Raw genomic sequence first — 25,717 nt, 5'->3', positions numbered from 1 at the left:
CCGCAGCCAGCGGGCTGTCTCGAGGTCGTCGCCCGTCACTGTCGGTGCCGTGTGATGAGGTGGCCTCGTGCCTGCGTCGACCTACCACCTCGTCCGCCCCGAGGCCCGTGTCGTGGTGCCCGAGCTCGACGAGCACCAGCAGCAGGTGGTCGACCACCCGGGCGGGCCGCTGCTGGTGCTGGCCGGGCCGGGCACGGGCAAGACCACGACCCTGGTCGAGGCGATCGTGCGCAGGGTCGAGGAGGGCGCGCGACCCGACGAGGTCCTCGCGCTGACCTTCTCCCGCAAGGCCGCCGAGCAGCTGCGCGACCGGGTCACCGCCCGTCTCGGGCGCACCATGGCGACCAGCCTGTGCGCGACGTTCCACTCCTTCGCCTACGGCCTCGTGCGGCGCTACGCCCCGGCCGAGATCTATGCCGCCCCGCTGCGCCTGCTGTCCGCGCCCGAGCAGGACGTCGTGCTCCGCGAGCTCCTGACCGACCACCCCGAGTCCGTGACGTGGCCCGAGTCGCTGCACCGCGCGCTCGGGACGCGCGGCTTCGCCCGCGAGGTCAACGCCGTGCTGTCGCGGGCCCGCGAGAAGGGCAAGGACGGCGCCGACCTCCGGGCGCTGGGCGAGGAGCACGACCTGCCCGAGTTCCTCGCTGCCGGGCTCTTCCTCGAGCAATACCTCACCAACCTCGACTACGTCGGTGCGACCGACTACGCCGACCTCATCCGCCGCGCCACGATCGAGGCCGCCGAGCACCGCGACGAGCTGCGCGCCGCCTACCGCCACGTCTTCGTCGACGAATACCAGGACACCGACCCCGGGCAGGTCGCGTTGCTGCGTCAGCTCGCGGGCGACGGCCGCGACCTGACCGTGGTGGGCGACCCTCACCAGTCCATCTACGGATTCCGCGGCGCCGAGGTGCGCGGCATCCTCGACTTCCCCGCCGACTTCCTGAAGGCCGACGGCGAGCGCGCCGACGTGGTGGCGCTGCGCACGACGCGTCGCTTCGGGCCGCACCTGCTCCTCGCCTCCCAACGCGTCGCCTCGCGCCTCGCCCTGCCGGGCTCGATCCCCGAGGCCGCCAAGCTCGCCTTCCTCGAGCCCCGGGCCGACGCGCCCGGCATCGGCAACGGCAAGGTGCTGGTGCGCACCTTCGACACCGACCGGGCCGAGGCCGAGCACCTCGCCGACCTGTTGCGCCGGGCCCACCTCGAGGACGGCATCGCGTGGGACGACATGGCGGTGCTCGTGCGCTCGGGCCGGACCTCGATCCCGCCGCTGCGCCGAGCGCTCGGCGCCGCCGGTGTGCCCGTCGAGGTCGCGAGCGACGAGGTGCCGCTGGTCCGGGACCCTGCCGTGCTGCCGCTGATCGATGCGATGTCCGCCGTGGTCAACCTCGACAACGACGACCCCGACCACGTCGCCTACGTCCATCCCACCCGCGCCGAGGCGCTGCTCCTGAGCCCCCTGGGCGGTCTCGACTCCGGCGACGTACGACGCCTGGCCCGCGCGCTGCGCACCCGCGCCAAGGAGCAGGCCCACGCCGAGGGCACCTCGCCTGCTCCGTCGCGCGACCTGGTCCGACGCGCGGTCGTCGACCCGGCGTTCCTCGACGGGCTGCACGGCCCCGAGATCACCCGGGCGCGTGCCCTGGGTGACCTGCTGGCCAGTGGCCGGGCGGCGCTGGACGAGGGCGCGTCGGCCGAGGAGGTCCTCTGGCACCTGTGGTCCGGGACCGGCTGGCCCCAGCGGCTGCGCCGGGCGGTGGAGGTCGGTGGCGGTGCTGCCCGTCGTGCCCACCGTGACCTCGACTCCGTGTGCGCGCTCTTCGACGTGGTCGCGCGCTCCGAGGAGCAGCGGGTCCACCTCGGCGTCGCCGACCTCCTCGCCACGCTCACCGCGCAGCAGATCCCGGCCGACACCCTGGCCGAGCGCGGTGCCCGGGGCGCCGCGGTGCGGCTGCTGACGGCGCACCGGTCCAAGGGGCTCGAGTGGCGCCTCGTCGTCATCGCCCACGTGCAGCAGGACGCCTGGCCCGACCTGCGCCGCCGCACGACCCTGCTCCAGGCCGACCGCATCGGCACCGACGGGCTGGTGCCGCCGGTGAGCCCGCGCGAGCTCCTGCTCGAGGAGCGTCGGCTCTTCTACGTCGCGTGCACCCGGGCCCGCGAGCGCCTGGTGGTCACCGCGGTCGAGTCGCCCGACGACGACGGGGAGCAGCCGTCGCGCTTCCTCGAGGAGCTCGGGGTCGGCGACGTCGCCCACGTCGTGGGGCGACCCGCGAGACCGCTCTCGATGGGCGGCCTCGTGGGTGAGCTCCGGCGCACCCTGGCGGACCCGGAGACGCCGACGCCACTGCGCGACGCCGCGGCGCGACGCCTGGCCCGGTTGGCGGGGGAGACCGCCGGCACGAGGTCCCTGGTGCCCCAGGCCGACCCCGCCTCGTGGTGGGGCATCCGCGCGGCGTCGCGGTCGGTGCAGCCGGTGCGCGACCCGGACCAGCCGGTGCCGGTGTCGGCGAGCGTGCTGGAGTCGCTGATGGTCTGTCCCACCCAGTGGTTCCTCGAGCGGGAGGCAGGCGGGGTCGCCCGCGCCCACCAGTCGGCCAACCTCGGGCAGCTCCTCCACGCCCTCGCGGAGCGTGTCGCGTCCGGGGAGATCCCCGCGGGTCCCGACGACACCGACCTGCTGATGACCCACGTCGACGAGGTCTGGGACCGTCTCGAGTTCCGCACGCCGTGGTCCAAGGCGCGCGAGCACGAGCGGGTGCGAGCAGCGCTCGCCCGCTTCCTCCAGTGGCACCACGCCAACGGTCGCACCCTGCTGGCCACCGAGCAGCCCTTCCGTGCGGTCGTCACCTTGGGAGCCGAGGACGAGGAGCCCGTCGAGGTGGAGCTGACCGGTTACGCCGACCGCGTCGAGCTCGACGCCGACGGCTCGGTCGTCGTGGTCGACCTCAAGACCGGTCGCAACAAGCCCAGCGACAAGTCCGTCGAGCAGCACGTCCAGCTCGGCCTCTACCAGTACGCCGTCGACCGTGGCGCCGTCGACGACCTGCTCCCCGAGGGGAGCAGCGCCCGGGCCGGCGGTGCCGAGCTGGTCCAGCTGGGCATCCTCGACGAGTCCACCGCGGCCGCCGTGCAGACCCAGGACCCCCAGGACGACCAGGGTCCCTACCGCGGTGCCCTGCGCCACGAGCTGGTCCGGGCGGCCGAGCTGCTGCGCACGGAGCGCTTCCCGGCCGTGGCGGGCACGCAGTGCCGCGACTGCTCGTTCGTCCCGATCTGCCCGATCAAGAGCGCCGGGTCGGTGACCGACCAGTGAGCCGCCCCGCACCGCTGCGGATCGAGACGCCGCAGGACCTCCAGGCGGTCATGATGACGTCCTACGCACCCAGTGAGCAGCAGTGGGCGGCGATCTCCGCGCCGATGGCACCGGCGGTCGTCATCGCCGGTGCCGGGTCGGGCAAGACCACGCTGATGGCGGCCCGGGTGGTCTACCTCGTGGTCACCGGGCAGGTCCGGCCCGAGGAGGTCCTCGGCCTCACCTTCACGACCAAGGCCGCCAGCGAGCTGCGTCGCAAGATCCGCGACGCCCTCCTGGCCGCGGGCGCCCTCGACACCACCCGTGGTCCGGACGGAGCCGAGGGGGAGGCCGAGGAGCCGATCGAGCCGACCGTCCTGACCTACAACGCCTACGCCGCCAACCTGCTCACCGAGCACGGCCTGCGCATCGGCCACGAGCCCGACACCCGGGTGATCACCGACGCCGCGCGCTACCAGCTCGGCGCTCGGGTCGTCGACCGCTTCACCGGCGAGGTCGTCCACCTCACCGACCACCCGGCCACCGCCATCCAGAACCTCCTCGCCCTCGACGGGGCGATGAGCGAGCACCTGCGCAGTGCCGACGACGTGCGGGCGACCGACGCGGAGGCCCGTCAGGGCTTCGAGCGCGCCATCGCCGAGGAACGCGCCGGCAAGGACCGCAAGGGTCACCGCGAGGCCTGCGAGAAGGCCATCTCCGCGATCGACCGGCGCGCCGAGCTGCTACAGCTCGTGGCCGGCTACCGCCGCCTCAAGCGCGACCTGGGCCTCATGGACTTCTCCGACCAGATCGAGCTCGGAGCCCGGCTCGCCGAGGACCAGCCGGAGGTCGGCACCGCCGAGCGGGCGAAGTACAAGGTGGTCCTGCTCGACGAATACCAGGACACCTCGGTCGCCCAGGCGACGATGCTGTCGCGGCTCTTCTCCGGGCCCGACCCGGCGACCGGCCTGGGCCACGCCGTCACGGCGGTCGGCGACCCCAACCAGGCGATCTACGGCTGGCGCGGCGCATCGGTCTCCAACATCTTGAACTTCGACCAGACCTTCCCGGCGGCGACCGGGACGTGTCCGACCCACCACCTGACCGTCAGCCGTCGCTCCGACCAACGGATCCTCGAGGTCGCCAACCGGCTCGCAGCGCCGCTCTACGCCGCCTACGACCAGGTCGAGCCGCTGCTGGCCGCGCCCGAGGCGCAGCGCGGCACCGTGACGACCGCGGTGTTCGAGACCCACGCCGAGGAGCTGGACCACCTCGTCTCGGCGGTGCAGCTGGCCCACACGGGAGCCTGGTCCGACATCGGCGTGCTCACCCGCGACAACGCGCACGCCGAGGACGTCTTCGACGCCCTCACCCGCGCCTCGGTGCCCGTGGAGATCGTCGGCCTGTCCGGGCTGCTGCGGCTGCCCGAGGTCGCAGAGGTCGTCGCGACGCTGCACCTGCTCCACGACGTGACCTCCAACGCCGCCATGCTCACGCTGCTCACCGGGCCGCGCTGGGCGATCGGTCCGCGCGACCTGCGCCTCTTGAGCCGGCGGGCCCAGGAGCTCGCGGGCCGGCACCTGCGCCGGTCGGAGTCGCCGTCGATCGGCGAGCAGCTGGTCGAGATCGCCGACGGCATCGACCCGGCCGAGATCCCGGCCCTCGACGACGCGCTCGCAGACCCGGGGGAGGCACCCTTCTCACCCGAGGCCCGGGAGCGCTTCGCCCTGCTCGCCGGTGAGCTGCGCCAGCTCCGCACCCACGTCGGCGAGCCGCTGCTCGACGTCGTACGCCGGATCCTCGAGACGACCGGGGTCGACGTCGAGCTCGCCTCAGCGGTCAGTCCCGCGGCCTCGGCGCGCCGCGACAACCTCGACCTCTTCGTCAAGGCGGTGGCCGACTTCCAGGCCGTCGACGGCGACGTGACCCTCCCGGCCCTCCTGGCCTACCTGACGGCCGAGGACGACCAGGGCAACGGTCTCGACATCGCGACCCCCAGCGAGGCCGACTCGGTCAAGCTGCTCACCGTCCACCGCGCCAAGGGCCTCGAGTGGGCCTCGGTGTTCCTCGTGGGGGTGTGCGAGACCCGCTTCCCCTCCAACCGCTCACGCACCCTCTGGACGTCATCGCCGTCGGTGCTCCCGGCGCCGCTGCGCGGTGACGCCGCCGACCTGCCCCAGCTCCAGGGCTCCGACAAGACCGCCCTCGACGCCTACCGCGCCGCCACCCGGGAGCACGACGCCGAGGAGGAGCTCCGGCTGGGCTACGTCGCCTTCACCCGGGCCGCTCACCTGCTCTCGGTCACGTCCTACTGCTGGGCCACCCGCGCGACCGCCTACGGTCCCTCCGCCTACCAACGGGTCGTGCGAGAGCAGCTCGAAGCGTGGGGCGAGCCGGTCGAGCGCTGGCGCGACAAGCCGGTCAAGGGCGACCCCAATCCCTACGACGCCATCGACCCGGCGCGGCCGTGGCCGCCGACCGAGCGGGGGGTCGAGGCTCGGCTCCGGCTCGACGCCGCAGCCCGGGTCCTGGCCGCCGACCCCAAGACGCCCGACGAGGGCCTCGACATGGTCGAGGCCGCTCAGGTCGCCGACTGGGACGCCGAGATCGATCGGCTCCTCCTGGAGGCCCGGCAGGACCGCGCCACCGACGTGGCGGTGTCGCTGCCGTCCAGCTTGTCGGCCACGGCGCTCGCGCGGCTGCGGGACGACTCCGACGCCTTCGCCCGCGACCTGGCCCGCCCGATGCCGCGCCAGCCGTCGCCGGCAGCCCGGTTCGGCACCCGGTTCCACGCCTGGGTCGAGGCGCGCTTCGGTCAGCAGTCGCTGCTCGACCCCGACGAGCTCTCGGGGCGCGGTGACGCCGACGTGGCCGACGACGCGGAGCTGGCGGAGCTGGTCGAGCTCTTCGAGAAGGGCCTCTTCGCCGACCGGGTCCCGCACGTCGTGGAGCCTGCGTTCGCGCTGGTCCTCGACGGGCAGGTGGTCCGGGGGCGCATCGACGCCGTCTACGCCGAGCCGGGCGGGGGCTTCCTCGTCGTCGACTGGAAGACCAGCCGCACCCACGACGCCGACCCGTTGCAGCTCGCCGTCTACCGGCTCGCCTGGGCCGAGCTGCACGGCGTTCCCCTCGAGAAGGTGCGCGCCGGCTTCTACTACGTCCGCAGCGACCGGCTCATCGAGCCGCCCGACCTGCCCGGCCGCGAGCTCCTGGAGCAGCTGCTCAGGCCGTAGCCCGCTGGAGCCGGAGGACCCGCGAGCGCCGCCTGCGCGGACCCCGCCGTCGTCGCGGCTATGCCCCGGAAGCGCCCCCGGCCGCCAGCGCGATCTCGACCATCTCGCCGAAGGTCTGCTCGCGCTCGTGCGCCGAGGTCTCCTCGCCGGTGACCACGTGGTCGGAGACGGTGCAGATCGCCAGGGCGCGCCGGCCGTGCTTGGCGGCCAGCGTGTAGAGCGCGGCCGCCTCCATCTCGACGGCCAGCACGCCGTAGTCGACCATCCGCGCGGTGAGCTCGGGCCGCGCGGCGTAGAACGAGTCGCTGCTGAAGATCAGCCCCACGTGCACGGCCGGACCACCCGGGCCAGCGACCGCGGCCCGTGCCTCGGCGGTGGCCGCCGCGTCGCGCAACAGCCCGAAGTCGGCCACAGGGGCGTAGTCGAGGCCCTCGAAGGCGATCCGGTTCATCGAGGAGTCGGTGCACGCGCCGGAGGCGATGACCAGGTCACGCACCGCGACACGCTCGGTCAGCGCGCCACAGGAGCCGACCCGGATCACCGACGCCACGTCGTAGTCGGTGAACAGCTCGTTGACGTAGATCGCCAGCGACGGCTGGCCCATCCCGCTGCCCTGCACCGAGACCGGCTGCCCCTGCCAGGTGCCGGTGAAGCCGAGCATGCCGCGCACCTGCGTGTAGCAGCGGGCGTCGTCGAGGAACGTCTCGGCGATCCACTGGGCGCGCAGCGGGTCGCCGGGCATCAGGACGAGGGGAGCGATGTCGCCGCGGGCGGCGCCGATGTGGGTGCTCATGCCTCATGACCCTAGGACTAACTTCGGGTCCGTGACTCATCCCCACCTCCGGCTCTCGACGCCCGCTCACGACCGCTCCGGCCTGCGCCGCAAGGACGACGCCTGGCTGGACGAGCGCTGGTCCGACCCACGCACGCGGGTGCTCGTGGTGTCCGGGACCCGGGTGCGACCGCGCGACGGCGCGATCGGGTGGACCAGCCCCGAGCAGGCGCCCGACGGTGTGCGGGTGCTGCTGGGCGAGCGCGACGACGAGACGTGGTTCGCCGTCCTCGCCGACGGCGCCCTGGCCAAGGCCGAGCAGGGGGAGTGGTTCCCGCTGCGCGGGTTGCTGCCGGCCCTCGCGGGCGGCTCGACCGACATGGCGCCGCTGGTCCTCCACGCCCTCGGTCTCGCGGAGTGGCACTGGGCGACCCGCTTCTGCCCCCGCTGCGGGGGCTCGCTCGTCCCTGCCGCGGCCGGCCACGAGCTGCACTGCACGCAGTGCGGCAAGCCGCAGTTCCCGCGCTCCGACCCCGCGGTCATCATGCTCGTGACCTCCGGCGAGCCCGGCAGCGACGACGAGCGCTGCCTGCTGGGGCGGCAGTCGGTCTGGCCCGAGGGCCGCTTCTCCACCCTCGCCGGCTTCTGCGAGCCGGGGGAGACCCTCGAGGACGCCGTACGACGTGAGGTCGCCGAGGAGGTCGGCGTCCAGGTCGGCGACGTCACCTACTTCGGCAACCAGCCCTGGCCGCTGCCGGCCAGCCTGATGCTCGCGATGATCGGCCGCGCCGAGTCCACCACGATCGAGGTCGACCAGGACGAGATCGAGGAGGCGGCCTGGTTCACCCGCGCCGAGATGCGCGAGCAGGCCGAGGCCGGGACGCTCCTGCTGCCCGGCGGCGTCTCGATCAGCCGGTCCCTGATCGAGCACTGGTACGGCGGTCCGCTCCCCGGCAGCTGGTGACCTACGCCAGGGAGGCGACCTTCTCCTTGACCTCCGCCAGGGACGGGTTGGTCTGAGCGGTGCCGTCGGAGTAGACCAGGGTCGGCACCGTCTGGTTGCCGTTGTTGGCCGACTCGACGATCAGGGCTGCGTCAGGCTGCTGCTCGATGTCGACGATGTCGTAGGTGATCCCCTCACGGTCGAGCTGGCTCTTGAGCCGGTGGCAGTAGCCGCACCAGGGGGTCGTGTACATCGTGAAGCTGCTCATCTGGGACTGTCGCCTCCGCCGTCTAGGGTCGTGTTCACCCGATCCAACCACCTCGCACCAGGAGTTGTTCCACGATGTCGCAGGACACCGAGAGGGGCGCCGACAGCGCCGCCGACCTGCTCTCCGCGCTCGACCCCGAGCAGCGCCGGGTGGCCGAGACGCTGCGCGGTCCGGTGCGGGTCCTCGCCGGTGCCGGGACGGGCAAGACCCGGGCTATCACCCACCGCATCGCCCACGGCGTCCACAGCGGCGTCTACGCACCCTCGGAGGTCCTGGCGGTCACGTTCACCACCCGCGCGGCAGGGGAGATGCGGGGGCGGCTGCGCCAGCTCGGCGCGGGCGCGGTCCAGGCACGCACCTTCCACTCGGCAGCGCTGCGCCAGCTGCGCTACTTCTGGCCCCACGTCCACGGCACCGAGCTGCCCAGCATCATCGAGTCCAAGATCGGCCTGCTCGCCACGGCCGCCCGCCGCCAGCGGCTCAACGCCGACCAGGCGCTGCTGCGCGACCTCGCCTCCGAGGTCGAGTGGGCCAAGGTCAGCAACGTCCAGCCCGACGACTACGCCCGCATCGCCGAGCAGCGCGGGCGCTCGGTGACGGGCCAGGCCCCCGACTCGGTGGGTCGGGTGTTCGCTGCCTACGAGGAGGTCAAGCGCGACCAGGGACGCATGGACATGGAGGACGTGCTGCTCCTCACCGCCGGGATCCTCGCCGAGGACGAGCGCGTCGCCGCCCAGGTGCGTCGGCAGTACAAGTGGTTCGTCGTCGACGAGTTCCAGGACGTCTCGCCCCTCCAGTCGGCGCTGCTCGACCTCTGGCTGGGCGGGCGCGACGAGATCTGCGTCGTCGGTGACCCGGCGCAGACGATCTACTCCTTCGCCGGCGCCAACGCCGACTACCTCACCGGCTTCACGGCCAAGTTCCCCCAGGCCACCTCGATCGAGCTGGTCCGCAACTACCGCTCCACCCCGCAGATCGTCACGGCTGCCAACACGCTGCTCGCCCGCTCGACCAGCAAGGGCGTCGAGCTTCGCGCCCAGCGACCGGCCGGTCCCGCCGTGACCTACACCCCCGCCCCCGACGAGGTCGCCGAGGCGCAGAAGATCGCCGGGCGCATCCAGGCCCTGCGCGACCAGGGGCGTCCGCTGTCCGAGGTGGCGGTGCTCTTCCGCATCAACGCGCAGTCCGAGGCCTACGAGGAGGCCCTGTCCGACCTCGCGATCCCCTACGTCATCCGGGGCGCGGCCCGCTTCTTCGACCGGCCCGAGGTCCGCGAGGCCGTCACCCGCATCCGTGGCACGGCCCGCTCGGGGGAGGCAGGCGACGACGGCCTGGTCGACACCGTCAAGGCGACCCTGGCCGGCATGGGCTGGACCGTCGAGGCCCCGGGCTCGCGCGGCCAGACCCGCGACCGCTGGGAGTCCTGGCAGGCCCTGGTCAGCCAGGCCGAGGAGTTCGCCCGCGCCGACGGCGCCACGCTGGGGGCCTTCGTCGACGACCTCGACCGCCGCGCCGCCGAGCAGCACGCCCCCGTCGCCGAGGGCGTCACCCTCGCGACCTTCCATGCCGCCAAGGGCCTCGAGTGGGACTCGGTCTTCCTCTGCGGGCTCCAGGACGGCACGCTCCCGATCACCTACGCCGACACCCCGGCCGCGATCGAGGAGGAGCGCCGCCTGCTCTACGTCGGCATGACGCGCGCCCGCCTCGACCTCGCCCTGTCCTGGGCCCAGGCCCGCAACCCCGGTCAGGCCGCGCGTCGCAAGCCGTCGCGCTTCCTCGACCCGTTGCTGCCGGCCGAGTCACGCGCCGAGCGGGCGACTCCGGCCGGTCGCAAGGTGGCCAGCTGTCGCGAGTGTGGCAAGCCACTACGCACCGGCCCCGAGAAGAAGCGCGGCCGGTGCGCCGACTGTCCGGCCTCCTACGACGAGGCCCTGTTCGAGCGACTGCGCGAGTGGCGCAAGGCGCGGGCCGGCGACGACGAGGTGCCGGCGTTCGTCGTGTTCACCGATGCGACCCTCCAGCTGATCGCCGAGCACAAGCCGCGCTCGGAGGCCGACCTGCTGAGCATCAGCGGGGTCGGTCCCTCCAAGGTCGAGCGCTACGGCGACGACGTCCTCGCACTGATGGACTAGCGAGCTACCGGGCGGCCTCGGGACCCCCTGAGAGGCCGTTCGAGAACGGGGTGGAAAGAAATCTTGGAAATAGTCATAAAATCGTTTGCTCATGACATTGCGGGCGGGGTAACTTTCCGTCACCAAGCAAATCGCGCACCACGGCCCTGACAAGGTCGGCGCCTGAAGATCCGAAGGAGGTGGCCCGCATGATCACCAACATCATCACGACGAACCCGTCCATCCAGACGACCGCGTCCGACTTTGGCATGCCCGTGTGCGGCCACGTCGTCCTCGGCACCACCTGGGTGACGGGCCAGCGCGCTGTCGATCGCCGCATCCCGGTCGTCGCACGTCTGCGCGCCGTCGCACCCCAGGGACACATGGGCCTCGCCGCCTACGTCCCGGGAGTCCACGCCTGGAGTCCACCCGTCTGAGCTAGCAACCAGACCGGCACCTCCAGGCCGCGGAATCCCACCCAGGGATCCGCGGCCTTTGTGTTTCTCGCACCCAGGCCCAGATCTCGCACCCGCACCAACCTGCACCGCGATCAGGTCACCGAGAAGGAGGTGAAATGATGACCATCAGCGTTCTCGACCGCACTGCTGGGGCTCTCTCGGAGAGCGAGCAGCCCGACCTGTCCCTGGGTCTGCTGCACGACCAGGCCGGTCACGTCGCCCACGACCTGCTGCCCTGCCGGGTGAACGACCCCGAGCTGTGGTTCGCAGAGTCACCGAGCGACGTGGAGTTCGCCAAGGCCCTCTGCCAGGACTGTCCCGTCCAGGCACTGTGCCTCAGCGGAGCTCTCGACCGGCGTGAGCCCTGGGGCGTCTGGGGAGGTGAGCTGTTCCTGCAAGGAGTAGTGATCCCCCGCAAGCGTCCCCGTGGACGGCCCCGCAAGAACGAGGCGGCCGCGTAAGCGCTCGCCATCCCGACCAACGCACCTTTTCGGAGCACACCCTTCACATGACCCTTTTCCTGAACCGGAGCACCGACATGAGTCACTTGATGCACGAAGACCTGGCCCGCGCGCAGATGAGCGCGCGCCTGGGAGAGGCGCAGCAGTTGCGCAGGGGCAACCGTGTTGCCCGTGCCGCCCGGCTCAGCCGCAAGGCTGAGCGGGCAGCGCAGCAGGCCCGCCTCGCCCTCGCTCGCGCTCTGTAGGACCCGGGTGATCGACCCCGATCACCCTCACCCTGATCGCGGGTGACCACGGGAGCCGGGCACGACGATTCCTCGTCGTGCCCGGCTCTCGCCCATGTCCGGCCCGTGCCCGCAGAGGGGCCAACCCCTAGGTTGACCCTGTGCGCACCTGTGACTTCTGCGGCCGTGACGAGGCTGGCGACGAGGCTGACGGCGAGGCGGCGCTGACCTGGTCCACGGCCGTCGAGCGCGGCCAGCCGGTCGCCTACTGCCCAGCGTGCTCGCGCGAGCACCTGCGCTCGATGGAGGGCAAGCTCGACGCCGAGCACTGGTGAGGGCGTCAGCCCGCGCGCCCCAGCAGGGCCTCGTCCCAGGAGCAGCCGCAGTGCGGGTGCCGGCTCCACAGGCGGCCCACCGGCGCCACGAGCGGTCCCAGGTCGAAGGACGTCGACCAGGTCGAGGGCTGGGCGCCCTCGACGAACCGCACCACGTCGCGCGCCGCCCACGCGAGCGCCATGGCGTGCAGCGCGGGGTCACGCACGACCGCGGTCGGGCGAGCCACGACCTGCTCGACCACGAGGGCGCGACGAGGGTCGGCCTCCGCCCGGTGGGCGTCGAGGCAGCGCAGGCAGGCGGTCACGCCCGGCAGGACGAACGGCCCCACGACCACCGAGCCGCAGGCACCGGCGAGCAGCAGGTGCGCGACACCCTCGCGCACCAGGTCGTCCACCCAGGCGCGGGGGACCTCACCGTCGTGGGCGACCAGCCAGACGTCCGCAGCGCCGTTCTCGACCACCTGCACCCCGGAGGCGTGCAACAGGCGGGCCACGTCGGCGCGGGCCTCGTCCTCGGCCAGCACGCGCACTCGGGCAGCCGCCCGCGCCGCGAGGCGGTCCCCAGCCTCGGGACCGACCTGCGCCCAGGCCGCTCGCACCGCGGCCGGGGGGCCGAGGGCTGCCGATGCGGCGACGGCCCGGCCGTCGACGAGCAGGCCCGCCTCCCACAGGCGACGCAGCACGGGCCAGGTGTGCTCGTCCGGCACCGGCACGGCCTGCGACCCGACGAGCGCGTCCAGGAGGCGTCGCACCGCCGGCACGTCGGCCACGACGACCCGCTGGGGTGGGTCGATCCCCACCTGGAGGCGGTGGTCGTCGTGGCGGGCCACGGCGACGCCGGGCCTCAGCGCGAGGTGCTCCGGCAGCCCGGCGAGGGGAGGTGGGTGTGCCATCGGGCCACCCTCGCACCGTCAGGCGCTGGACGGCGGTGCTCCTCCACAGGCCGCAGGGACGTGGGTGCCCGGACATGCCAGCGGCGGCGCCACCCGTGAGGGGGGACGCCGCCGCGAAGCATGTGGTGCGCGGTGCTAGAAACTCAGGCCTTGCCGAGAATGCGGTTGAGGTTGGTGCTGCACACGGGGCACACGGCCTTGGCCATGCGGGTGCCCTTGTCGTTGACCTTGACCTCGCCCTCCGCCTCGCGCTTCTCCTTGCACTTCACGCAGTAGAACTCGCCGCTCCAGGTCTCCGCCATGACGGCCTCCTTGACTAGTTTTCACTCGGTCGTCGCGACGGGGATCGGTGGGGAAGCCCGTCGGAAGCTCGTGGACGGGTGCCCATGAGCCGATGCGACCCTACGACACGAGGGCGCGCAGGCGCACTAGGCGCCCCGCGCGCCTGAAATCGCCCGTGAAGCCCCTCACGGCGCGCCGGCGCCCCGCTCAGTAGGGTCGGCCCATGACTGAGCTCACCCACCTGCGCCTCGAGCGCCCCTCCGAGGGCGTCGCCCTGCTGGTCCTGGACAACCCCGACATGCGCAACGCGATGTCCGACGAGATGACCACCTCCTGGGTCTCGGCCATCGACGAGCTGGCTGGTGACGCCTCGGTGCGCGCGGTCGTCGTCACGGGGGAGGGCTCTGCCTTCTGCTCCGGTGGCAACACCAGCTGGATCGCGTCGGAGCCCGACGCGTCGGTCGACCACCTGCGCACCCGCATGCTGGCGTTCTACCGTGCGTGGCTCTCGATCCGCCGGCTCGAGGTCCCGACGATCGCGGCGATCAACGGCGCCGCCATCGGCGCCGGCCTCTGCATGGCGCTGGCCTGCGACCTGCGCCTCGCGGCCACCGGCGCCAAGATGGGCCTGCCCTTCGTCAAGCTCGGCATGCACCCGGGCATGGCCGGCACCTACCTGCTCCCGCACGTCGTCGGGGAGGCAGCCGCCAAGGACCTGCTGCTCACGGGCCGTGTCGTCGAGGGCCAGGAGGCCCAGGCGCTGGGTCTGGTGTCGCGGGTGATGCAGCGTGAGACCTTCCTCGAGGACGCACTCGAGGTCGCCCGCGGGATCGCCGCCACCGCGCCGATCGCGAGCAGGCTGACCAAGCTCGCACTGGCCGACGGTGGCCACCAGGACGTCGAGGCCTGCCTGCAGTGGGAGGCGATGGCCCAGCCCATCACGCTCGCGACCGCGGACCTCCAGGAGGGGATCCGTGCCGCACAGGAGAAGCGCCCCGCGGTCTTCACCGGCCGCTGAGCACGCGCGAGCGAGAAGAGGCCCCCGGCCCACCGGCACGACGTTTGCCTTCCCCTTGCGAACGTCGACCGGCGGCCCGGGGGCCTCGTCTGTCCCGAACGCTAGGACCCGTCCCGTCCCGGGTCAACGTCTCCGCGGCGGAGCCTGTGGACGGGCCTGTGGATAACTGTGTGCAGAACGGGCGTCACCCGTGGAGAAAGGGCTGCAATGACGGGAGAAGCCTGTGGAGGACACGCCCGGGACTCCGTCGTACGACGCCCTGACCAGCCACAATGGTCGTCCACGGGCTGTGGAGGAAAGATGGATCCGTCGAGGAGGCGAGCCGCATGACGACGTACGACGCCGGGCCGGTCGCCGCGCTGCGCCGGATCGCCTTCCTGCTCGAGCGGGCGCGGGAGGACACCTACAAGGTCAAGGCGTTCCGCGGGGCCGCCGCGACGGTCCTGCCGCTGTCGTCCGACGAGCTGGGGCGCCACGTCGCCGAGGGCACGCTGACCGACCTGCCCGGCATCGGCGCGAGCTCGGCGAAGGTCGTGGCGGCGGCGGTGCGCGGGGAGGTGCCGGAGCGGCTGGCCAAGGCCGAGCGCGAGCTGGCCGGACCGCTGACCGACGGCGGCGTCGGCGACGAGCTGCGCTCGCAGCTGCGCGGCGACCTGCACTCCCACTCCGACTGGTCCGACGGCGGCTCGCCCATCGAGGAGATGGCGTTCACCGCGATCGAGCTCGGCCACGACTACCTCGTGCTCACCGACCACTCGCCGCGGCTGCGGGTCGCTCACGGCCTGAGCGCCGAGCGGCTCACCCGCCAGCTCGACGTCGTCGACGCGGTCAACGCCCACCTCGCCGGCAGCGGCTTCACCCTGCTCAAGGGCATCGAGGTCGACATCCTCGACGACGGCTCGCTCGACCAGACCGACGAGCTGCTCGACCGGCTCGACGTGCGCGTCGCCAGCGTGCACTCCAAGCTCGCCATGGACACGCGCGAGATGACGCGCCGGATGGTCAGTGCGGTCCGCAACCCCCGCACCAACGTCCTCGGGCACTGCACCGGCCGCCTCGTCACGGGTGGGCGGGGAGTGCGCGGGCAGTCGCAGTTCGACGCCCGGGCGGTCTTCGAGGCGTGCGCCAAGAACGACGTGGCGATCGAGATCAACTCCCGGCCCGAGCGTCGTGACCCGCCGACACAGCTGCTCGAGCTCGCCCGCGACCTCGGCTGCGTGTTCTCCATCGACAGCGACGCCCACGCGCCCGGGCAGCTCGACTTCCTGGTGCTCGGCTGCGCGCGTGCCGAGGCGGCCGGGATCGATCCGGATCGCATCGTCAACACGTGGTCGCAGGAGCGCCTCCTGAGCTGGGCGCGCAAGTAGATTCCCTCCATGGGACAGCCCGAGGTGGAGGTGCGCCGCAGCAAGCGGCGCCGCCGCACGGTGTCCGCCTACCGCGACGGCGACCGCATCGTGGTGCTGATCCCGGCCACGCTCACCCGACGTGAGGAGGCCGAGTGGGTCGAGACGATGGTGGAGCGTATCGAGCGTTCCGAGCAGCGCCGTCAGCTCAGCGACGACGACCTGCGCGAGCGGGCGTGGCGCTTGAGCAACGACTACCTCGGCGGCCTGGCGGTGCCCGAGTCGGTGCGCTGGGTCGACAACCAGAACAGCCGATGGGGCTCGTGCACGCCCGGTGACCGCTCGATCCGGCTCTCCGTGCGTCTCCAGGGGATGCCGGGCTGGGTGATCGACTACGTGCTGGTCCACGAGCTGGCCCACCTCCTCGAGGCGGGCCACGACGTGGCGTTCTGGGGCTGGGTCGACCGCTACCCGCAGGCCGACAAGGCCAAGGGCTACCTCGAGGGGTGGTCGGCGGCCGTGAAGATGGAACCGCCGCCGGGCACGGACTGACCCGGTCTACGAGACCCGCACCAGGGCCAGGGAGATCAGCTCGACGAGGTCGGGGTCCGGGTCGGGGAGCGCGTCGACGGGCCACCAGCCCACGGCGAGCGACTCGTCGCTGACCTCGTGGTGGGCGTCGGCGGGCGCGACCGTCACGAAGCGCACGTCGAGGTGGTGCACCGGACCGTCGGGGCCCTCGCCGCAGAACGGCACGGCGTGCTCGCTCAGCTGGACCGGGACCGGGTCGAGCACCAGGTCGGCGAGACCGGACTCCTCGGTCGCCTCCCGCAGCGCGGCCCCGGCGAGCGTGGTGTCGCCCGGCTCGCAGTGGCCGCCGAACTGGAACCACCGGCGGGCCTTGGCGTGCAGGGTCAGCAGCACGTGGCTGTGGTCGGCGCTGAGCACCAGCGTGCTGGCCGTCAGGTGGTCGGGCCGGCACTCCCGCGTCATCGCGTCCGGGCGCGCCTCGAGGTGCTCGACATAACGCCGACGCACCACGTCCTGCGCGGACGTCGGCGCCGGCCAGCCACGCAGGGAGCCGAGCGCGTCGCCGTGGAGGGTCACTCGCCGTCGAGCAGCTTGCGCAGCTCGGCGTCGAAGTCGTCCTCGGTCAGGCTCTCGGGGGCGGCGGCGTCCTCGCGGAAGCCCAGCGGGTCGTCGAGGTCGGCCGAGGTGGGCAGCAGGTCGGGGTGGGTCCAGACCCCGTCGCGGGCCTCGGTGCCCTGGCGGGTGCGCAGCGAGCCCCACAGCGTCGAGGCGTCGCGGAGCCGGCGCGGGCGCAGCTCGAGCCCGACCAGGGCGGCGAAGGTCTCCTCGGCGGGACCGCCGGCGGCACGCCGTCGGCGTACGGCCTCCTGGAGGCGGGTGGCCGCGGGCATGCGGGACTCGGTGGCCTGGCCGACGACCTCGTCGACCCAGCCCTCGACGAGTGCCAACGCGATCTCGAGCCGCTCGAGCGCCGCCTGCTGGGCGGGCGACTTGGGCAGGTCGAAGAGGCCGCCCTCGATGAGCTGCTGCAGGGACTCGGGGTTGCTCGGGTCGATGCCGCGCATCTGCTCCTCGATGCGGCTCTGGAGGCCCTCGGCGTTGATCTCGAGGCCGCCGGCGTAGTCCTTGACCGCACCCAGCAGGTGGTCGCGCAGCCACGGGACGCTGGCGAAGAGGCGCTGGTGGGCGGCCTCGCGCAGCGCGAGGTAGAGGACGACGTCGTCCTCGGAGACGTCGAGGCCCTCGGCGAAAGCCGTGACGTTGGCCGGCACGAGCGCCGCTCGGCCGGGAGCGCTGAGGGGAAGACCGATGTCGGAGGCGGTGAGGACCTCACCGGCCAGACCGCCCAGGGCGGCGCCGACCTGGTTGGCGAGCATGGCGCCGATCGCCTTGCCGAGCATGCCGAGGATCGGACCGGCCGCAGCCTGTGCCTCGGGCGGCAGCGCTGCGCTGACGCCCTTGACCGACTGCTCGGCGACGGGCTCGACGAGCACCTTCCACACCTCGAGGGTCTGCACGATCCAGTCGGCGCGGCTCCAGGCGGCGGTCGTGGTGACCGCCGAGGGGAAGCCGGTGGCCTCGTCCAGCCAGTGGTCGGCCAGGCGGACCGCGTCGGCGACCGCGTCCTTCTCGCGCTGCGAGGGCGTCGGGTCGGGGGACTGGGCCACGGACTTGCGGGCGATGTCCTCGGCGACCTCCCAGTTCAGGGCGCCGTCGTAGGGCTGCATCATCGCCTGGATCTGGCCGAAGAGCGCCTGCAGGTCCGGCATCGCCCCACCGGCGCCGCCCAGCCCGGGCATGCCTCCGGAGAAGAACTGCTCGAACGGCGTGCCCTTGAAGGGATTCTGGGCGTCGTCGGGCCCTTCGCCGGAGCCGCTTCCTGATCCTGTGCTCATGAGTCCACGTTACTGCGAACCGGCAAGGTCGTAAGGTCGGCCCGTGAGTGAATCCGTCAGCGCATCCGTCGTGCGTCTCGTGGAGATCCGGGACACCCCCCTCAGCATCGACGAGGTCATGGCCGTGCTCGACGATCCCACCGACGGCGGGGTCACCGTGTTCGTCGGTCGCGTGCGCGACCACGACGGGGGCAAGGACGTCCAGGGACTCGACTACTCCGCGCATCCCACCGCCCTCGAGCGGCTGCGCGCCGTGTGCGAGCAGGTCGCCGCGGACCACCCCGTCCACGGGGTCGCGGCGGTGCACCGGGTCGGTCACCTCGACATCGGCGACATCGCGGTGATCGTCGCCACGGCCGCCTCGCACCGCGGTCAAGCATTCGACGCCTCGCGCGCGCTGATCGACACCCTCAAGGCCGAGGTGCCGATCTGGAAGCACCAGGCGTTCGCCGACGGCACCGAGGAATGGGTCGGCGCGCCCTAGCCTGATCGGCCCGCTCGGAGACCTACCCTGACGGGTATGGAGATCCTGCTCTGGCTCGTCCCGCCCGCCGTGGTGACGGTCGTCGCCATGGTGTGGGTGAGCTGGCTGGGGCGTGAGGGGCGCGGCGAGGTCGATCGCGACGTCGCCGTACGCCGACTGGGCGAGGCGCTCGAGCGGAGCAGACCGGTCCCGGGCCGAGCGACCGGCCGCCCCGCGGATGCTCCGACGCGTCAGCCCGACCGCAGCACGGGGATCGCCGTACGACCCTCGCGCGCAAGCGCGCCGCGGCCGGCCCCGGCGCCCGTCGCGCCGCCCGTCCAGCAGGCCGTGGTCGCCGATCCGCCCGCCGATCGGCCGGCCTTCGAGCCGCCGGACGAGCAGCCCCAGCGACGGGTGTCCTGACCTGATCCCCTCCCTGCGGTGCTTGGCGGGGATGAGAGGGTGGGCGCCATGAGCCAGCGCCTGATCGCCGCGTTGATCGCGGGACCGCTGGTGCTCGCGCTCCTCGTCACGGCGGCCTTCCTGCCGCTTCCCTACGTGACCTACGCGCCGGGCTACACCGTCGACGTGCTCGCGGAGGACGCCGGAGCGGAGATCATCCAGGTCGACGGTGCCAAGACCTACCGCGACGACGGTCAGCTGCGCATGACCACGGTCCTGGTCTCGGTGCCCAAGCTGCGCAAGAACCTCTTCGACCTGATGCTCGTGTGGGCCAAGTCCGACGACGCGGTCTACCCGTACGACGCGGTCTACGGCGAGGACGAGACGCCCGAGTCCAACGACCGCGAGGGGGCGGTCTCGATGGTGACCTCCCAGGACGCCGCGACGGCGGTGGCGCTGCGCCAGCTCGGCTACCAGCCCACGTCCGCCGTCGAGGTCGCGTTCGTGGAGCCCGGATCACCCTCGGAGGGCAAGCTGCTGGTGCGCGACATCCTCCTCGAGGTCGACGGAAGGCCCTTGAAGGACCCCCAGCAGCTGGTCGATGCCATCAACGGCGCCGAGCCGGGGGAGGCGGTCGACTTCAAGGTACGACGGGTGCGCACCGACTACGACGTCTCGATCGTCCCGCGCAAGGTCGACGGGGAGCTGCGCATCGGCATCACGCCGGGCATCGGCTACCTCTTCCCCTTCGACGTTCGGGTCAACATCGACCCCGCCATCGGGGGACCGAGCGCCGGGCTGATGTTCTCCCTCGCGATCTACGACACGCTCACACCTGGCTCGCTCACCGGGGGCAAGGTCGTGGCCGGCACCGGCGAGATCGCCGGTGACGGCACGGTCGGCCCGATCGGCGGGATCCAGCAGAAGATCGCCGGCGCCCGCGACGACGGCGCCGAGCTGTTCCTGGTGCCGCCGGACAACTGCGAGGAGGCCCTCGGTGCCAACAACGACGACATGCGCCTGGTGAAGGCGACCACGATGCCCATCGCGCTGAAGGCGATCCAGGACTGGGTCGAGGATCCCGATGCCGACCTGCCCTCCTGCGAGGACGCCTCATGAGCCTGACCGACCCTCTCGACGCCGACCCGGCGCTGGCCTCGGCCGTGCTCGAGATCGAGAGCCACATCGCCGAGGGCGGGTGGGACCAGCCGGCCCGCCTCTACGCGCTGGTGCCGACGGCCCGGCTGGTCGAGCACGAGCCGGCCCTGGCCTCGATGATGGGGCTGGACCACTCCTCCGAGCAGGGCTCCCTGACCGCGATCGAGCAGGACCAGCTCGACCCTGCGGTGGAGCTCGAGCGGGCCCTGGAGTCCATCGTGTGGCCGCCCGGGGTCCACGGCTGCGCTGCGGTCGTGGAGCGGCTGGTGCTGCCTCCGGACGTCGATGACGACCTCCCCGAGGACCAGGCAGCGGCCCAGAAGTTCGCCCGCGAGCACCCGGACCGCCAGGAAGTTCGCATCGTCGCGGGAACTACTCGCGGCGGTTCTACGTACTGTGCATTGAGGCTGCGTGCTCACGACGACGACCAATCCGTCGTCGGGGGCATCGACCTGGTCCCCGGTCTGCTGGGACTGCTGAGCGCGACACTGGCGGATGAACCGTCAGAACAAGAGGAGAACGAGTGAGCGAGCTGTTCGACGACGACCCACGCGACACGACCCCGAGGTCGACGTCTCGGCGTTCCCGCGCGTTGGTGATCACCGCGGTCGTCGTCATCGTCGCTTTCTTCGGGCTCACGACGTTCTCTGCGCTCTACACCGACCGGTTGTGGTTCACCGCCGCCGGCTACGGCAGCGTCTTCAGCACCCTCTTCTGGACCCGCACCGGGCTGTTCCTCGGCTTCGGGGCCTTGATGGCGGTGATCGTGGCCGTCAACATCGTCCTGGCCTACCGCTTCCGGCCGCTCTTCAGACCCTCGTCGCCGGAGCAGACCAACCTCGACCGCTACCGCGACGCCGTCACCCCCATCCGCACATGGCTGGTCATCGGCATCGTGGTGGTGCTGGGCATCTTCGCCGGCACCTCCGGAGCCGGTCAGTGGCGCACCTGGATGCTGTGGCGCAACTCCCAGGAGTTCGGCACCACCGACGCCTACTTCAAGCGCGACATCGGCTTCTACGTCTTCGACCTGCCCTGGCTGCACTTCATGGTCGACTTCACGATGGCCGCCCTGGTCGTCGGGCTCATCGCGGCCGGGGTCACGCACTACCTCTACGGCGGCGTGCGGCTCCAGGCGAGCCGCGACCGGCTCTCCGGTGCCGCCCAGGTCCAGCTCTCGGTCCTGCTTGGGTTCTTCGTGCTGGCCAAGGCCGGGGACTACTACCTCGACCGCTTCGACCTGGTCAACCAGGGCGGGCGCCTCATCACCGGCATCACCTACACCGACGAGAACGCCGTGCTCCCCGCCAAAGGCATCCTGATGGGGATCGCGCTGATCTGCGCGGTGCTCTTCTTCCTCAACGTCTGGCGCCGCACCTGGACGCTGCCGTCGGTCGGCCTCGCTCTGCTCGCCCTGTCGGCGATCCTGCTCGGGATGATCTGGCCCGGCATCGTCCAGCAGTTCCAGGTCAAGCCCTCCGAGGCCGACCGCGAGGCGAAGTACATCGCGGCCAACATCGCCGCCACACGGGAGGCCTACGACCTCGAGTCGATCGACAGCGAGGCCTACACCAGCAACTCCACGGCCAACGCCGACGCCGCCGGCACGCTCAGTGCCGAGTCGGCCTCCGTGCCGCTGGTGGACCCCCAGCTGGTGCGCCAGACCTTCGAGCAGAACCAGCAAGGTCGTGCCTACTACTCGGTCGCTGACGTGCTCGACGTCGACCGCTACGAGATCGACGGCATCGACCGGGCCCTCGTGCTCGGCGTGCGCGAGCTCGACCAGTCGGGCCTCAACGCCGGCGACCAGAACTGGTCCAACCTGCACACCGTCTACACCCACGGCAACGGCGTCATCGCCGCCTACGCCAACCAGCGCGGCTCCGACGACAACAGCCCCGGCACCGACATCCAGTGGGCCGAGGGCAACCAGACCAACCCCGACGGCAGTCGCCAGGACGCGCTCAGCCAGGCCACGGGCGACTACGAGAGCCGGATCTACTTCGGCGAGGACAGCCCCGACTACTCCGTCGTCGGCAAGCAGTCCGAGGGCTCGGCCAGCGTCGAGCTGAGCCTGGCCGGTCCCAACCAGGACGAGGACCAGACCACGACGTACGACGGCGAGGGCGGTGTCGACATCGGCTCCACCTTCCGTCAGCTGCTCTACGCGGTGAAGTTCGGCGAGCCCAACTTCCTGCTGTCGGGTCGTGTCCACGAGAACAGCCAGGTGCTCTACAACCGCACCCCGCGCGAGCGGGTCGAGAAGGTCGCGCCGTGGCTCACCATCGACGACGACGTCTACCCGGCAGTCGTGGACGGCAAGGTCGTCTGGATCGTCGACGGCTACACGACCACCGACCGCTACGCGAGCGCCGAGCGTGAGTCCTTCGAGACCATGACCCAGGACTCGTTGCAGAACACCACCGGACTGGCGACGCTGCCGACCGACGAGATCAACTACATGCGCAACGCGGTCAAGGCCACGGTCGACGCCTACGACGGCACCGTCACGCTCTACGAGTGGGACGAGGAGGACCCGATCCTGAAGGCGTGGATGGGGGCCTTCCCCGACACGGTGGTCGCCAAGTCCGAGATCTCGGACGAGCTGATGGAGCACCTGCGCTACCCCGAGGACCTCTTCAAGGTGCAGCGCTACCAGTACGCCCGCTACCACATCACCGACGAGACCGCGTGGTACCAGGGTGACGACCGCTGGGAGGTGCCCGAGGACCCCAACAGCCAGGGTGACCTGCAGCCTCCCTACCGCCTCTTCGTCGACGAGACGGTGGGTGCCGAGGGCGCGACGACGTCGCAGGAGACCTGGTCCCTGACCTCGACGTTCGTGCCGTTCGGCCGCAGCAACCTGGCGTCCTTCGTGTCGGTCAACTCCGACGCCACGTCGCCCGACTACGGCAAGATCACGGTGCGCGAGCTGACCGACCAGAACACCAAGGGCCCCGGCCTGATCGCCAACGAGTTCAGCAACGACGACAACGTCCGCGAGGCGTTGCTGCCCTTCCAGTCGGGTCAGTCGCCGCCGCTCTTCGGCAACCTGCTGACCCTGCCGGTCCAGGACGGGCTCATCTACGTGGAGCCGGTCTACGCCGTGCGCGCCGGCTCCACGTCGAGCTATCCGATCCTGCGCTTCGTCCTCGTCTCCTACGGGGACGAGGTCGGCATCGGCGCCACGATGACGGCGGCCCTGGCCGACGCCCTCAACGTCGACCCCGAGACGGTCACCGACCCGACCGTCCCCGAGCCGGACCCGGGCAACCCGGGCGACCCGGAGCCGACCCAGACCATCAACCAGCAGATCCGTGACCTGCTGGCCCAGGCCGAGGCTGCCTTCGCTGACGCCGACCAGGCACTGACCGACGGTGACCCCGTCACCTACGCCGAGAAGGTCCAGGAGGCCCGTCAGCTCATCTCCGACGCGGTCGCCCTCGCCAACACCCGACCGGGCGGCGCGACCGGCTCGACGGGTGGCGACACGGCCAGCGGGGCCACCGACGGGGCCACCGACGGGGCGACGGAAGGTGCTGCCCAGTAGCCCGATTTGTTGCCTCACCCCGCATGCATTAACGTTGTGTTCACCGACGCGGGGTGGAGCAGCTCGGTAGCTCGCTGGGCTCATAACCCAGAGGTCGCAGGTTCAAATCCTGCCCCCGCTACAAAGAGAAACACCAGGTCAGAGGCGGTTTTCGGAGAGATCCGGGAGCCGCCTTTGGCGCTTCTCGACCGCTGGTTGTCCGCATCTGTAAGCAGTCGGCGCGGGCGAGGGTAGTCGCGGCGTCCAGCGGCTGGGCCACGAGCTGAGCGTGCCGTCGTACACGAATCTGGATGCGCCGGGACGTCCGGAGACGAGCTGGGCCCTGTGGGGACGTCATTTTGGCGGCATCTGGGGCCCTGACCTCTGGGTCATTGAGAAAGCAACCGAGTGCCCCGATCAGGGTGACGAGGGTTCGGCGCGGAGGCGCCGTCCAGTGTGGGACGAGTCCTCACAGGTCAGGTGTCAACGCAAGTCTGGGCAGACCCAACCGTCCGGTAACTTCAATCCGCGGCACTGCTTGAGCTATCGGCATTGCTGGAGTTGTTCGACGAGCTGATGGATCGTTGGGGCGACGGTGTTGACCGCCGCACCCTCCGCCACCGCCCGCAGCAGCGCTCCGTCGGCTACTGCGAGGACGAGCCGTGCGGACTCCAGTCCAGGAGGAAGGTCGGCACGTGCCAGGATCTGGATGATCAGCTCGTCAAGTTGCGCGTTGAAGGTTCGGACGGCGTCACGCAGGTGGGGGTGTCGCGCCGATTCGAGATAGCGCTCGTAGAACACCAGCAGTGACGCGGAGTCCGTGGCCGTTCGATCCGTGGGGGAGAGAACCATGATGCTGAGGATGGCCGCCACTACCTCCTGTGTGCTGCCCAGTCGAGCCGGTAGGGCCTCCACCGCGGCGTTCGCCTGCGCCGTCCAGCCTCGTGCAAGTTCGTGGAGTGCCTCGCCCATGAGGTCTTCCAGCGAGGAGAAGTAGTAGGTGGTGGCCGCGAGCGGGATCCTGGCGCGGTCGGCCACCGTTCGGTGGCTCACCGCAGAGAACCCCTGTTCCAACAGGAGCTCACTGGCTGCGGTGATGATGGATTGCCTGCGCTGTTGACCCTTCGCTGAGATGCGGCGCGCGGTTCTGCTGACCTTGGCCACGTCAATGAGCCTCGCCGCTGGTGAGCTGAAGACCTACGACACCGGCGACTATCAGTCCGATCGACACCAGTTTCCACACTTCGCTGGACTCGTCGAGGAAGAAGATTCCGTAGGACGCGGTACCCGCGGCGCCGATCCCGGTCCACACGGCATAGGCCGCGCCGACAGGCAGCGTCCTGAGCCCGATGCTGAGCAGGGTGAAGCTGCCGGCGGCGAACACCAGGAACAGGAGACTGGGAACAAGTCGGCTGAAACCAGCGCTCGACTTCAGCGCTACCGCGAATCCGGTCTCGAGCAGTCCGGCGATGACTATCAGCGCCCAGGCCATTGCGACCTCCTTATTGGTACGGGCGTACCACTTTAGCAGAAGCGTGGGGGGCACGCATTCTTGCTCCGTCAGGGCCGCGGGCGAGCACCCGCGGAGGGCTGCCCCTGTTTGAGCTTCGAACTGGCCCTTCGGGCAAGAGGACAGGCAGCAGCGCGGCCGCTACCTCGGCGGGCCTCTCTTCGTGGGCGAAGAGGCGGGTGCCGGTGATCACCGCCAGCTCTGCCGTCGTGGCCCCGACTGCGTGTGGCTCGGATCATCTCGTGCGACGACAACTGCGGGGGGATGGTGGTGGTTAGCGACCCGACCGGGTGCCTCGCCGTAGACGTTGTGGCAATGGGTTGTTGCTGCGAGCTGCCCGGCCAGTGCAACGCGGGAGCATGGCGGGTTTCCGTCTACCTCAAGGAGGAGGTCCCCCCACATCCCGGCCGGACGGCGCGCAGCGATGTGGGGCCTTGAGTTCGGCAGCTTGTCGACGCTCCTCGAAAACTAGGCCAGTAGCGCTCTTCGAAAAGTAGGCCACCCGACCACGATGGATTGGGTGATGACAGTGGAGGACTGGGCTGAGATCCGGCGGCTGCATGCGCAGGAGCAGTTGTCGATCAGGGCGA

General features: G+C 71.4%; 24 protein-coding genes and 1 tRNA gene. 17 read left to right on the top strand and 8 right to left on the bottom strand.

Annotation, left to right across the window (positions count from 1 at the left end; all coding sequences use genetic code 11):
• Window positions 1–67 precede the first annotated feature (67 nt).
• A complete protein-coding gene (locus RMN98_RS07035) occupies window positions 68–3,316 on the top strand; it encodes an ATP-dependent DNA helicase (RefSeq protein WP_309648097.1) in 3,249 nt (1,082 codons plus the stop codon).
• Window positions 3,313–6,528 (top strand): UvrD-helicase domain-containing protein, encoded by a 3,216-nt coding sequence (locus tag RMN98_RS07030; RefSeq protein ID WP_309648096.1) that lies wholly within the window; start codon window positions 3,313–3,315, stop codon window positions 6,526–6,528. Before RMN98_RS07035 ends, RMN98_RS07030 begins: the two co-directional genes overlap by 4 nt.
• 58 nt (window positions 6,529–6,586) lie before the next feature.
• Here the strand turns inward: RMN98_RS07030 and deoD are convergent, their stop codons facing one another.
• The gene (deoD, locus tag RMN98_RS07025) at window positions 6,587–7,321 is read right to left on the bottom strand and encodes a purine-nucleoside phosphorylase (protein ID WP_309648095.1); all 735 of its coding nucleotides are present in this window, start codon (window positions 7,319–7,321) and stop codon (window positions 6,587–6,589) included.
• 31 nt (window positions 7,322–7,352) lie between these two features.
• Here deoD and nudC point away from each other — a divergent pair, with 31 nt between their 5' ends.
• Window positions 7,353–8,264, top strand: a complete 912-nt coding sequence (nudC, locus tag RMN98_RS07020) for an NAD(+) diphosphatase (RefSeq protein WP_309648094.1) — start codon at window positions 7,353–7,355, stop codon at window positions 8,262–8,264.
• 1 nt (window position 8,265) lies between these two features.
• On the opposite strand, the gene RMN98_RS07015 is transcribed toward nudC, so the two are convergent.
• Window positions 8,266–8,511 (bottom strand): mycoredoxin, encoded by a 246-nt coding sequence (locus RMN98_RS07015; protein ID WP_309648093.1) that lies wholly within the window; start codon window positions 8,509–8,511, stop codon window positions 8,266–8,268.
• Between the two features lie 74 nt (window positions 8,512–8,585).
• On the opposite strand from RMN98_RS07015, the gene RMN98_RS07010 reads away from it, so the two are divergent.
• The 5 genes from RMN98_RS07010 (at window position 8,586) to RMN98_RS06990 (ending at window position 12,100) form a co-directional block, all read left to right on the top strand.
• Window positions 8,586–10,643, top strand: a complete 2,058-nt coding sequence (locus RMN98_RS07010; protein WP_309648092.1) for an ATP-dependent DNA helicase UvrD2 — start codon at window positions 8,586–8,588, stop codon at window positions 10,641–10,643.
• 188 nt (window positions 10,644–10,831) lie between these two features.
• Window positions 10,832–11,059, top strand: a complete 228-nt coding sequence (locus tag RMN98_RS07005; protein WP_309648091.1) for a hypothetical protein — start codon at window positions 10,832–10,834, stop codon at window positions 11,057–11,059.
• Between the two features lie 140 nt (window positions 11,060–11,199).
• Window positions 11,200–11,541, top strand: coding sequence for a WhiB family transcriptional regulator (locus RMN98_RS07000; RefSeq protein WP_309648090.1), 342 nt, complete (start codon window positions 11,200–11,202; stop codon window positions 11,539–11,541).
• 47 nt (window positions 11,542–11,588) lie between these two features.
• Window positions 11,589–11,786: a hypothetical protein gene (locus RMN98_RS06995; protein WP_309648089.1), complete on the top strand. Its 198-nt coding sequence runs from the start codon at window positions 11,589–11,591 to the stop codon at window positions 11,784–11,786.
• 140 nt (window positions 11,787–11,926) lie between these two features.
• A complete protein-coding gene (locus RMN98_RS06990; protein ID WP_309648088.1) occupies window positions 11,927–12,100 on the top strand; it encodes a hypothetical protein in 174 nt (57 codons plus the stop codon).
• A 5-nt stretch (window positions 12,101–12,105) separates the two neighbouring features.
• Here the strand turns inward: RMN98_RS06990 and RMN98_RS06985 are convergent, their stop codons facing one another.
• Complete coding sequence (locus RMN98_RS06985; protein WP_309648087.1) at window positions 12,106–12,993, bottom strand: hypothetical protein; 888 nt, start codon at window positions 12,991–12,993, stop codon at window positions 12,106–12,108.
• A 143-nt stretch (window positions 12,994–13,136) separates the two neighbouring features.
• On the bottom strand, window positions 13,137–13,295 hold the full coding sequence (locus tag RMN98_RS06980; protein ID WP_091115022.1) for a DUF5679 domain-containing protein: 159 nt from the start codon (window positions 13,293–13,295) through the stop codon (window positions 13,137–13,139).
• A gap of 203 nt (window positions 13,296–13,498) precedes the next feature.
• Here RMN98_RS06980 and RMN98_RS06975 point away from each other — a divergent pair, with 203 nt between their 5' ends.
• The 3 genes from RMN98_RS06975 (at window position 13,499) to RMN98_RS06965 (ending at window position 16,191) form a co-directional block, all read left to right on the top strand.
• Window positions 13,499–14,293 carry an enoyl-CoA hydratase-related protein gene (locus RMN98_RS06975; protein WP_309648086.1) on the top strand — a complete coding sequence of 265 codons (795 nt, stop codon included), beginning with the start codon at window positions 13,499–13,501 and terminating at the stop codon, window positions 14,291–14,293.
• 326 nt (window positions 14,294–14,619) lie between these two features.
• Window positions 14,620–15,660 carry a PHP domain-containing protein gene (locus RMN98_RS06970; RefSeq protein ID WP_309648085.1) on the top strand — a complete coding sequence of 347 codons (1,041 nt, stop codon included), beginning with the start codon at window positions 14,620–14,622 and terminating at the stop codon, window positions 15,658–15,660.
• Window positions 15,661–15,669: 9 nt separating this feature from the next.
• On the top strand, window positions 15,670–16,191 hold the full coding sequence (locus tag RMN98_RS06965) for a M48 family metallopeptidase (RefSeq protein WP_309648084.1): 522 nt from the start codon (window positions 15,670–15,672) through the stop codon (window positions 16,189–16,191).
• 6 nt (window positions 16,192–16,197) lie between these two features.
• On the opposite strand, the gene RMN98_RS06960 is transcribed toward RMN98_RS06965, so the two are convergent.
• Both RMN98_RS06960 and RMN98_RS06955 read right to left on the bottom strand, forming a co-directional pair.
• On the bottom strand, window positions 16,198–16,746 hold the full coding sequence (locus tag RMN98_RS06960) for an NUDIX domain-containing protein (protein ID WP_309648083.1): 549 nt from the start codon (window positions 16,744–16,746) through the stop codon (window positions 16,198–16,200).
• Window positions 16,743–18,065 carry a zinc-dependent metalloprotease gene (locus tag RMN98_RS06955; RefSeq protein WP_309648082.1) on the bottom strand — a complete coding sequence of 441 codons (1,323 nt, stop codon included), beginning with the start codon at window positions 18,063–18,065 and terminating at the stop codon, window positions 16,743–16,745. The genes RMN98_RS06960 and RMN98_RS06955 overlap by 4 nt, the downstream gene beginning before the upstream one ends.
• Before the next feature lie 43 nt (window positions 18,066–18,108).
• On the opposite strand from RMN98_RS06955, the gene RMN98_RS06950 reads away from it, so the two are divergent.
• The 6 genes from RMN98_RS06950 to RMN98_RS06925 all read left to right on the top strand — a co-directional run bounded on the left by RMN98_RS06950 (window position 18,109) and on the right by RMN98_RS06925 (window position 23,759).
• Window positions 18,109–18,549, top strand: a complete 441-nt coding sequence (locus tag RMN98_RS06950) for a molybdenum cofactor biosynthesis protein MoaE (protein ID WP_309648081.1) — start codon at window positions 18,109–18,111, stop codon at window positions 18,547–18,549.
• A gap of 36 nt (window positions 18,550–18,585) precedes the next feature.
• Window positions 18,586–18,951, top strand: a complete 366-nt coding sequence (locus tag RMN98_RS06945) for a hypothetical protein (protein ID WP_309648080.1) — start codon at window positions 18,586–18,588, stop codon at window positions 18,949–18,951.
• Window positions 18,952–18,999: 48 nt separating this feature from the next.
• Window positions 19,000–20,049, top strand: a complete 1,050-nt coding sequence (locus RMN98_RS06940) for a PDZ domain-containing protein (protein WP_309648079.1) — start codon at window positions 19,000–19,002, stop codon at window positions 20,047–20,049.
• Window positions 20,046–20,615: a PPA1309 family protein gene (locus RMN98_RS06935; RefSeq protein WP_309648078.1), complete on the top strand. Its 570-nt coding sequence runs from the start codon at window positions 20,046–20,048 to the stop codon at window positions 20,613–20,615. Before RMN98_RS06940 ends, RMN98_RS06935 begins: the two co-directional genes overlap by 4 nt.
• Window positions 20,612–23,638 carry a UPF0182 family protein gene (locus RMN98_RS06930; RefSeq protein WP_309648077.1) on the top strand — a complete coding sequence of 1,009 codons (3,027 nt, stop codon included), beginning with the start codon at window positions 20,612–20,614 and terminating at the stop codon, window positions 23,636–23,638. The genes RMN98_RS06935 and RMN98_RS06930 overlap by 4 nt, the downstream gene beginning before the upstream one ends.
• A 47-nt stretch (window positions 23,639–23,685) precedes the next feature.
• Window positions 23,686–23,759, top strand: a tRNA-Met gene (locus RMN98_RS06925).
• A 401-nt stretch (window positions 23,760–24,160) separates the two neighbouring features.
• Here RMN98_RS06925 and RMN98_RS06920 read toward each other — a convergent pair.
• Window positions 24,161–24,781, bottom strand: coding sequence for a TetR family transcriptional regulator (locus RMN98_RS06920; protein ID WP_309648076.1), 621 nt, complete (start codon window positions 24,779–24,781; stop codon window positions 24,161–24,163).
• 1 nt (window position 24,782) lies between these two features.
• The gene (locus RMN98_RS06915; protein WP_309648075.1) at window positions 24,783–25,109 is read right to left on the bottom strand and encodes a multidrug efflux SMR transporter; all 327 of its coding nucleotides are present in this window, start codon (window positions 25,107–25,109) and stop codon (window positions 24,783–24,785) included.
• Window positions 25,110–25,717: the final 608 nt, after the last annotated feature.

This window comes from Nocardioides sp., assembly GCF_031397825.1.
In the GTDB taxonomy this organism is placed as follows: Bacteria; Actinomycetota; Actinomycetes; order Propionibacteriales; family Nocardioidaceae; genus Nocardioides.
This window is presented reverse-complemented; position numbering and strand designations above follow the sequence as displayed.

Coding starts and splice junctions, on each gene's coding strand:
- deoD (WP_309648095.1), bottom strand. CDS start 7,321: ATGAGCACCCACATCGGCGCCGCCCGCGGCGACATCGCTCCCCTCGTC.
- RMN98_RS07015 (WP_309648093.1), bottom strand. CDS start 8,511: ATGAGCAGCTTCACGATGTACACGACCCCCTGGTGCGGCTACTGCCAC.
- RMN98_RS07010 (WP_309648092.1), top strand. CDS start 8,586: ATGTCGCAGGACACCGAGAGGGGCGCCGACAGCGCCGCCGACCTGCTC.
- RMN98_RS07005 (WP_309648091.1), top strand. CDS start 10,832: ATGATCACCAACATCATCACGACGAACCCGTCCATCCAGACGACCGCG.
- RMN98_RS07000 (WP_309648090.1), top strand. CDS start 11,200: ATGACCATCAGCGTTCTCGACCGCACTGCTGGGGCTCTCTCGGAGAGC.
- RMN98_RS06995 (WP_309648089.1), top strand. CDS start 11,589: ATGACCCTTTTCCTGAACCGGAGCACCGACATGAGTCACTTGATGCAC.
- RMN98_RS06985 (WP_309648087.1), bottom strand. CDS start 12,993: ATGGCACACCCACCTCCCCTCGCCGGGCTGCCGGAGCACCTCGCGCTG.
- RMN98_RS06980 (WP_091115022.1), bottom strand. CDS start 13,295: ATGGCGGAGACCTGGAGCGGCGAGTTCTACTGCGTGAAGTGCAAGGAG.
- RMN98_RS06975 (WP_309648086.1), top strand. CDS start 13,499: ATGACTGAGCTCACCCACCTGCGCCTCGAGCGCCCCTCCGAGGGCGTC.
- RMN98_RS06970 (WP_309648085.1), top strand. CDS start 14,620: ATGACGACGTACGACGCCGGGCCGGTCGCCGCGCTGCGCCGGATCGCC.
- RMN98_RS06965 (WP_309648084.1), top strand. CDS start 15,670: ATGGGACAGCCCGAGGTGGAGGTGCGCCGCAGCAAGCGGCGCCGCCGC.
- RMN98_RS06955 (WP_309648082.1), bottom strand. CDS start 18,065: ATGAGCACAGGATCAGGAAGCGGCTCCGGCGAAGGGCCCGACGACGCC.
- RMN98_RS06945 (WP_309648080.1), top strand. CDS start 18,586: ATGGAGATCCTGCTCTGGCTCGTCCCGCCCGCCGTGGTGACGGTCGTC.
- RMN98_RS06940 (WP_309648079.1), top strand. CDS start 19,000: ATGAGCCAGCGCCTGATCGCCGCGTTGATCGCGGGACCGCTGGTGCTC.
- RMN98_RS06935 (WP_309648078.1), top strand. CDS start 20,046: ATGAGCCTGACCGACCCTCTCGACGCCGACCCGGCGCTGGCCTCGGCC.
- RMN98_RS06915 (WP_309648075.1), bottom strand. CDS start 25,109: ATGGCCTGGGCGCTGATAGTCATCGCCGGACTGCTCGAGACCGGATTC.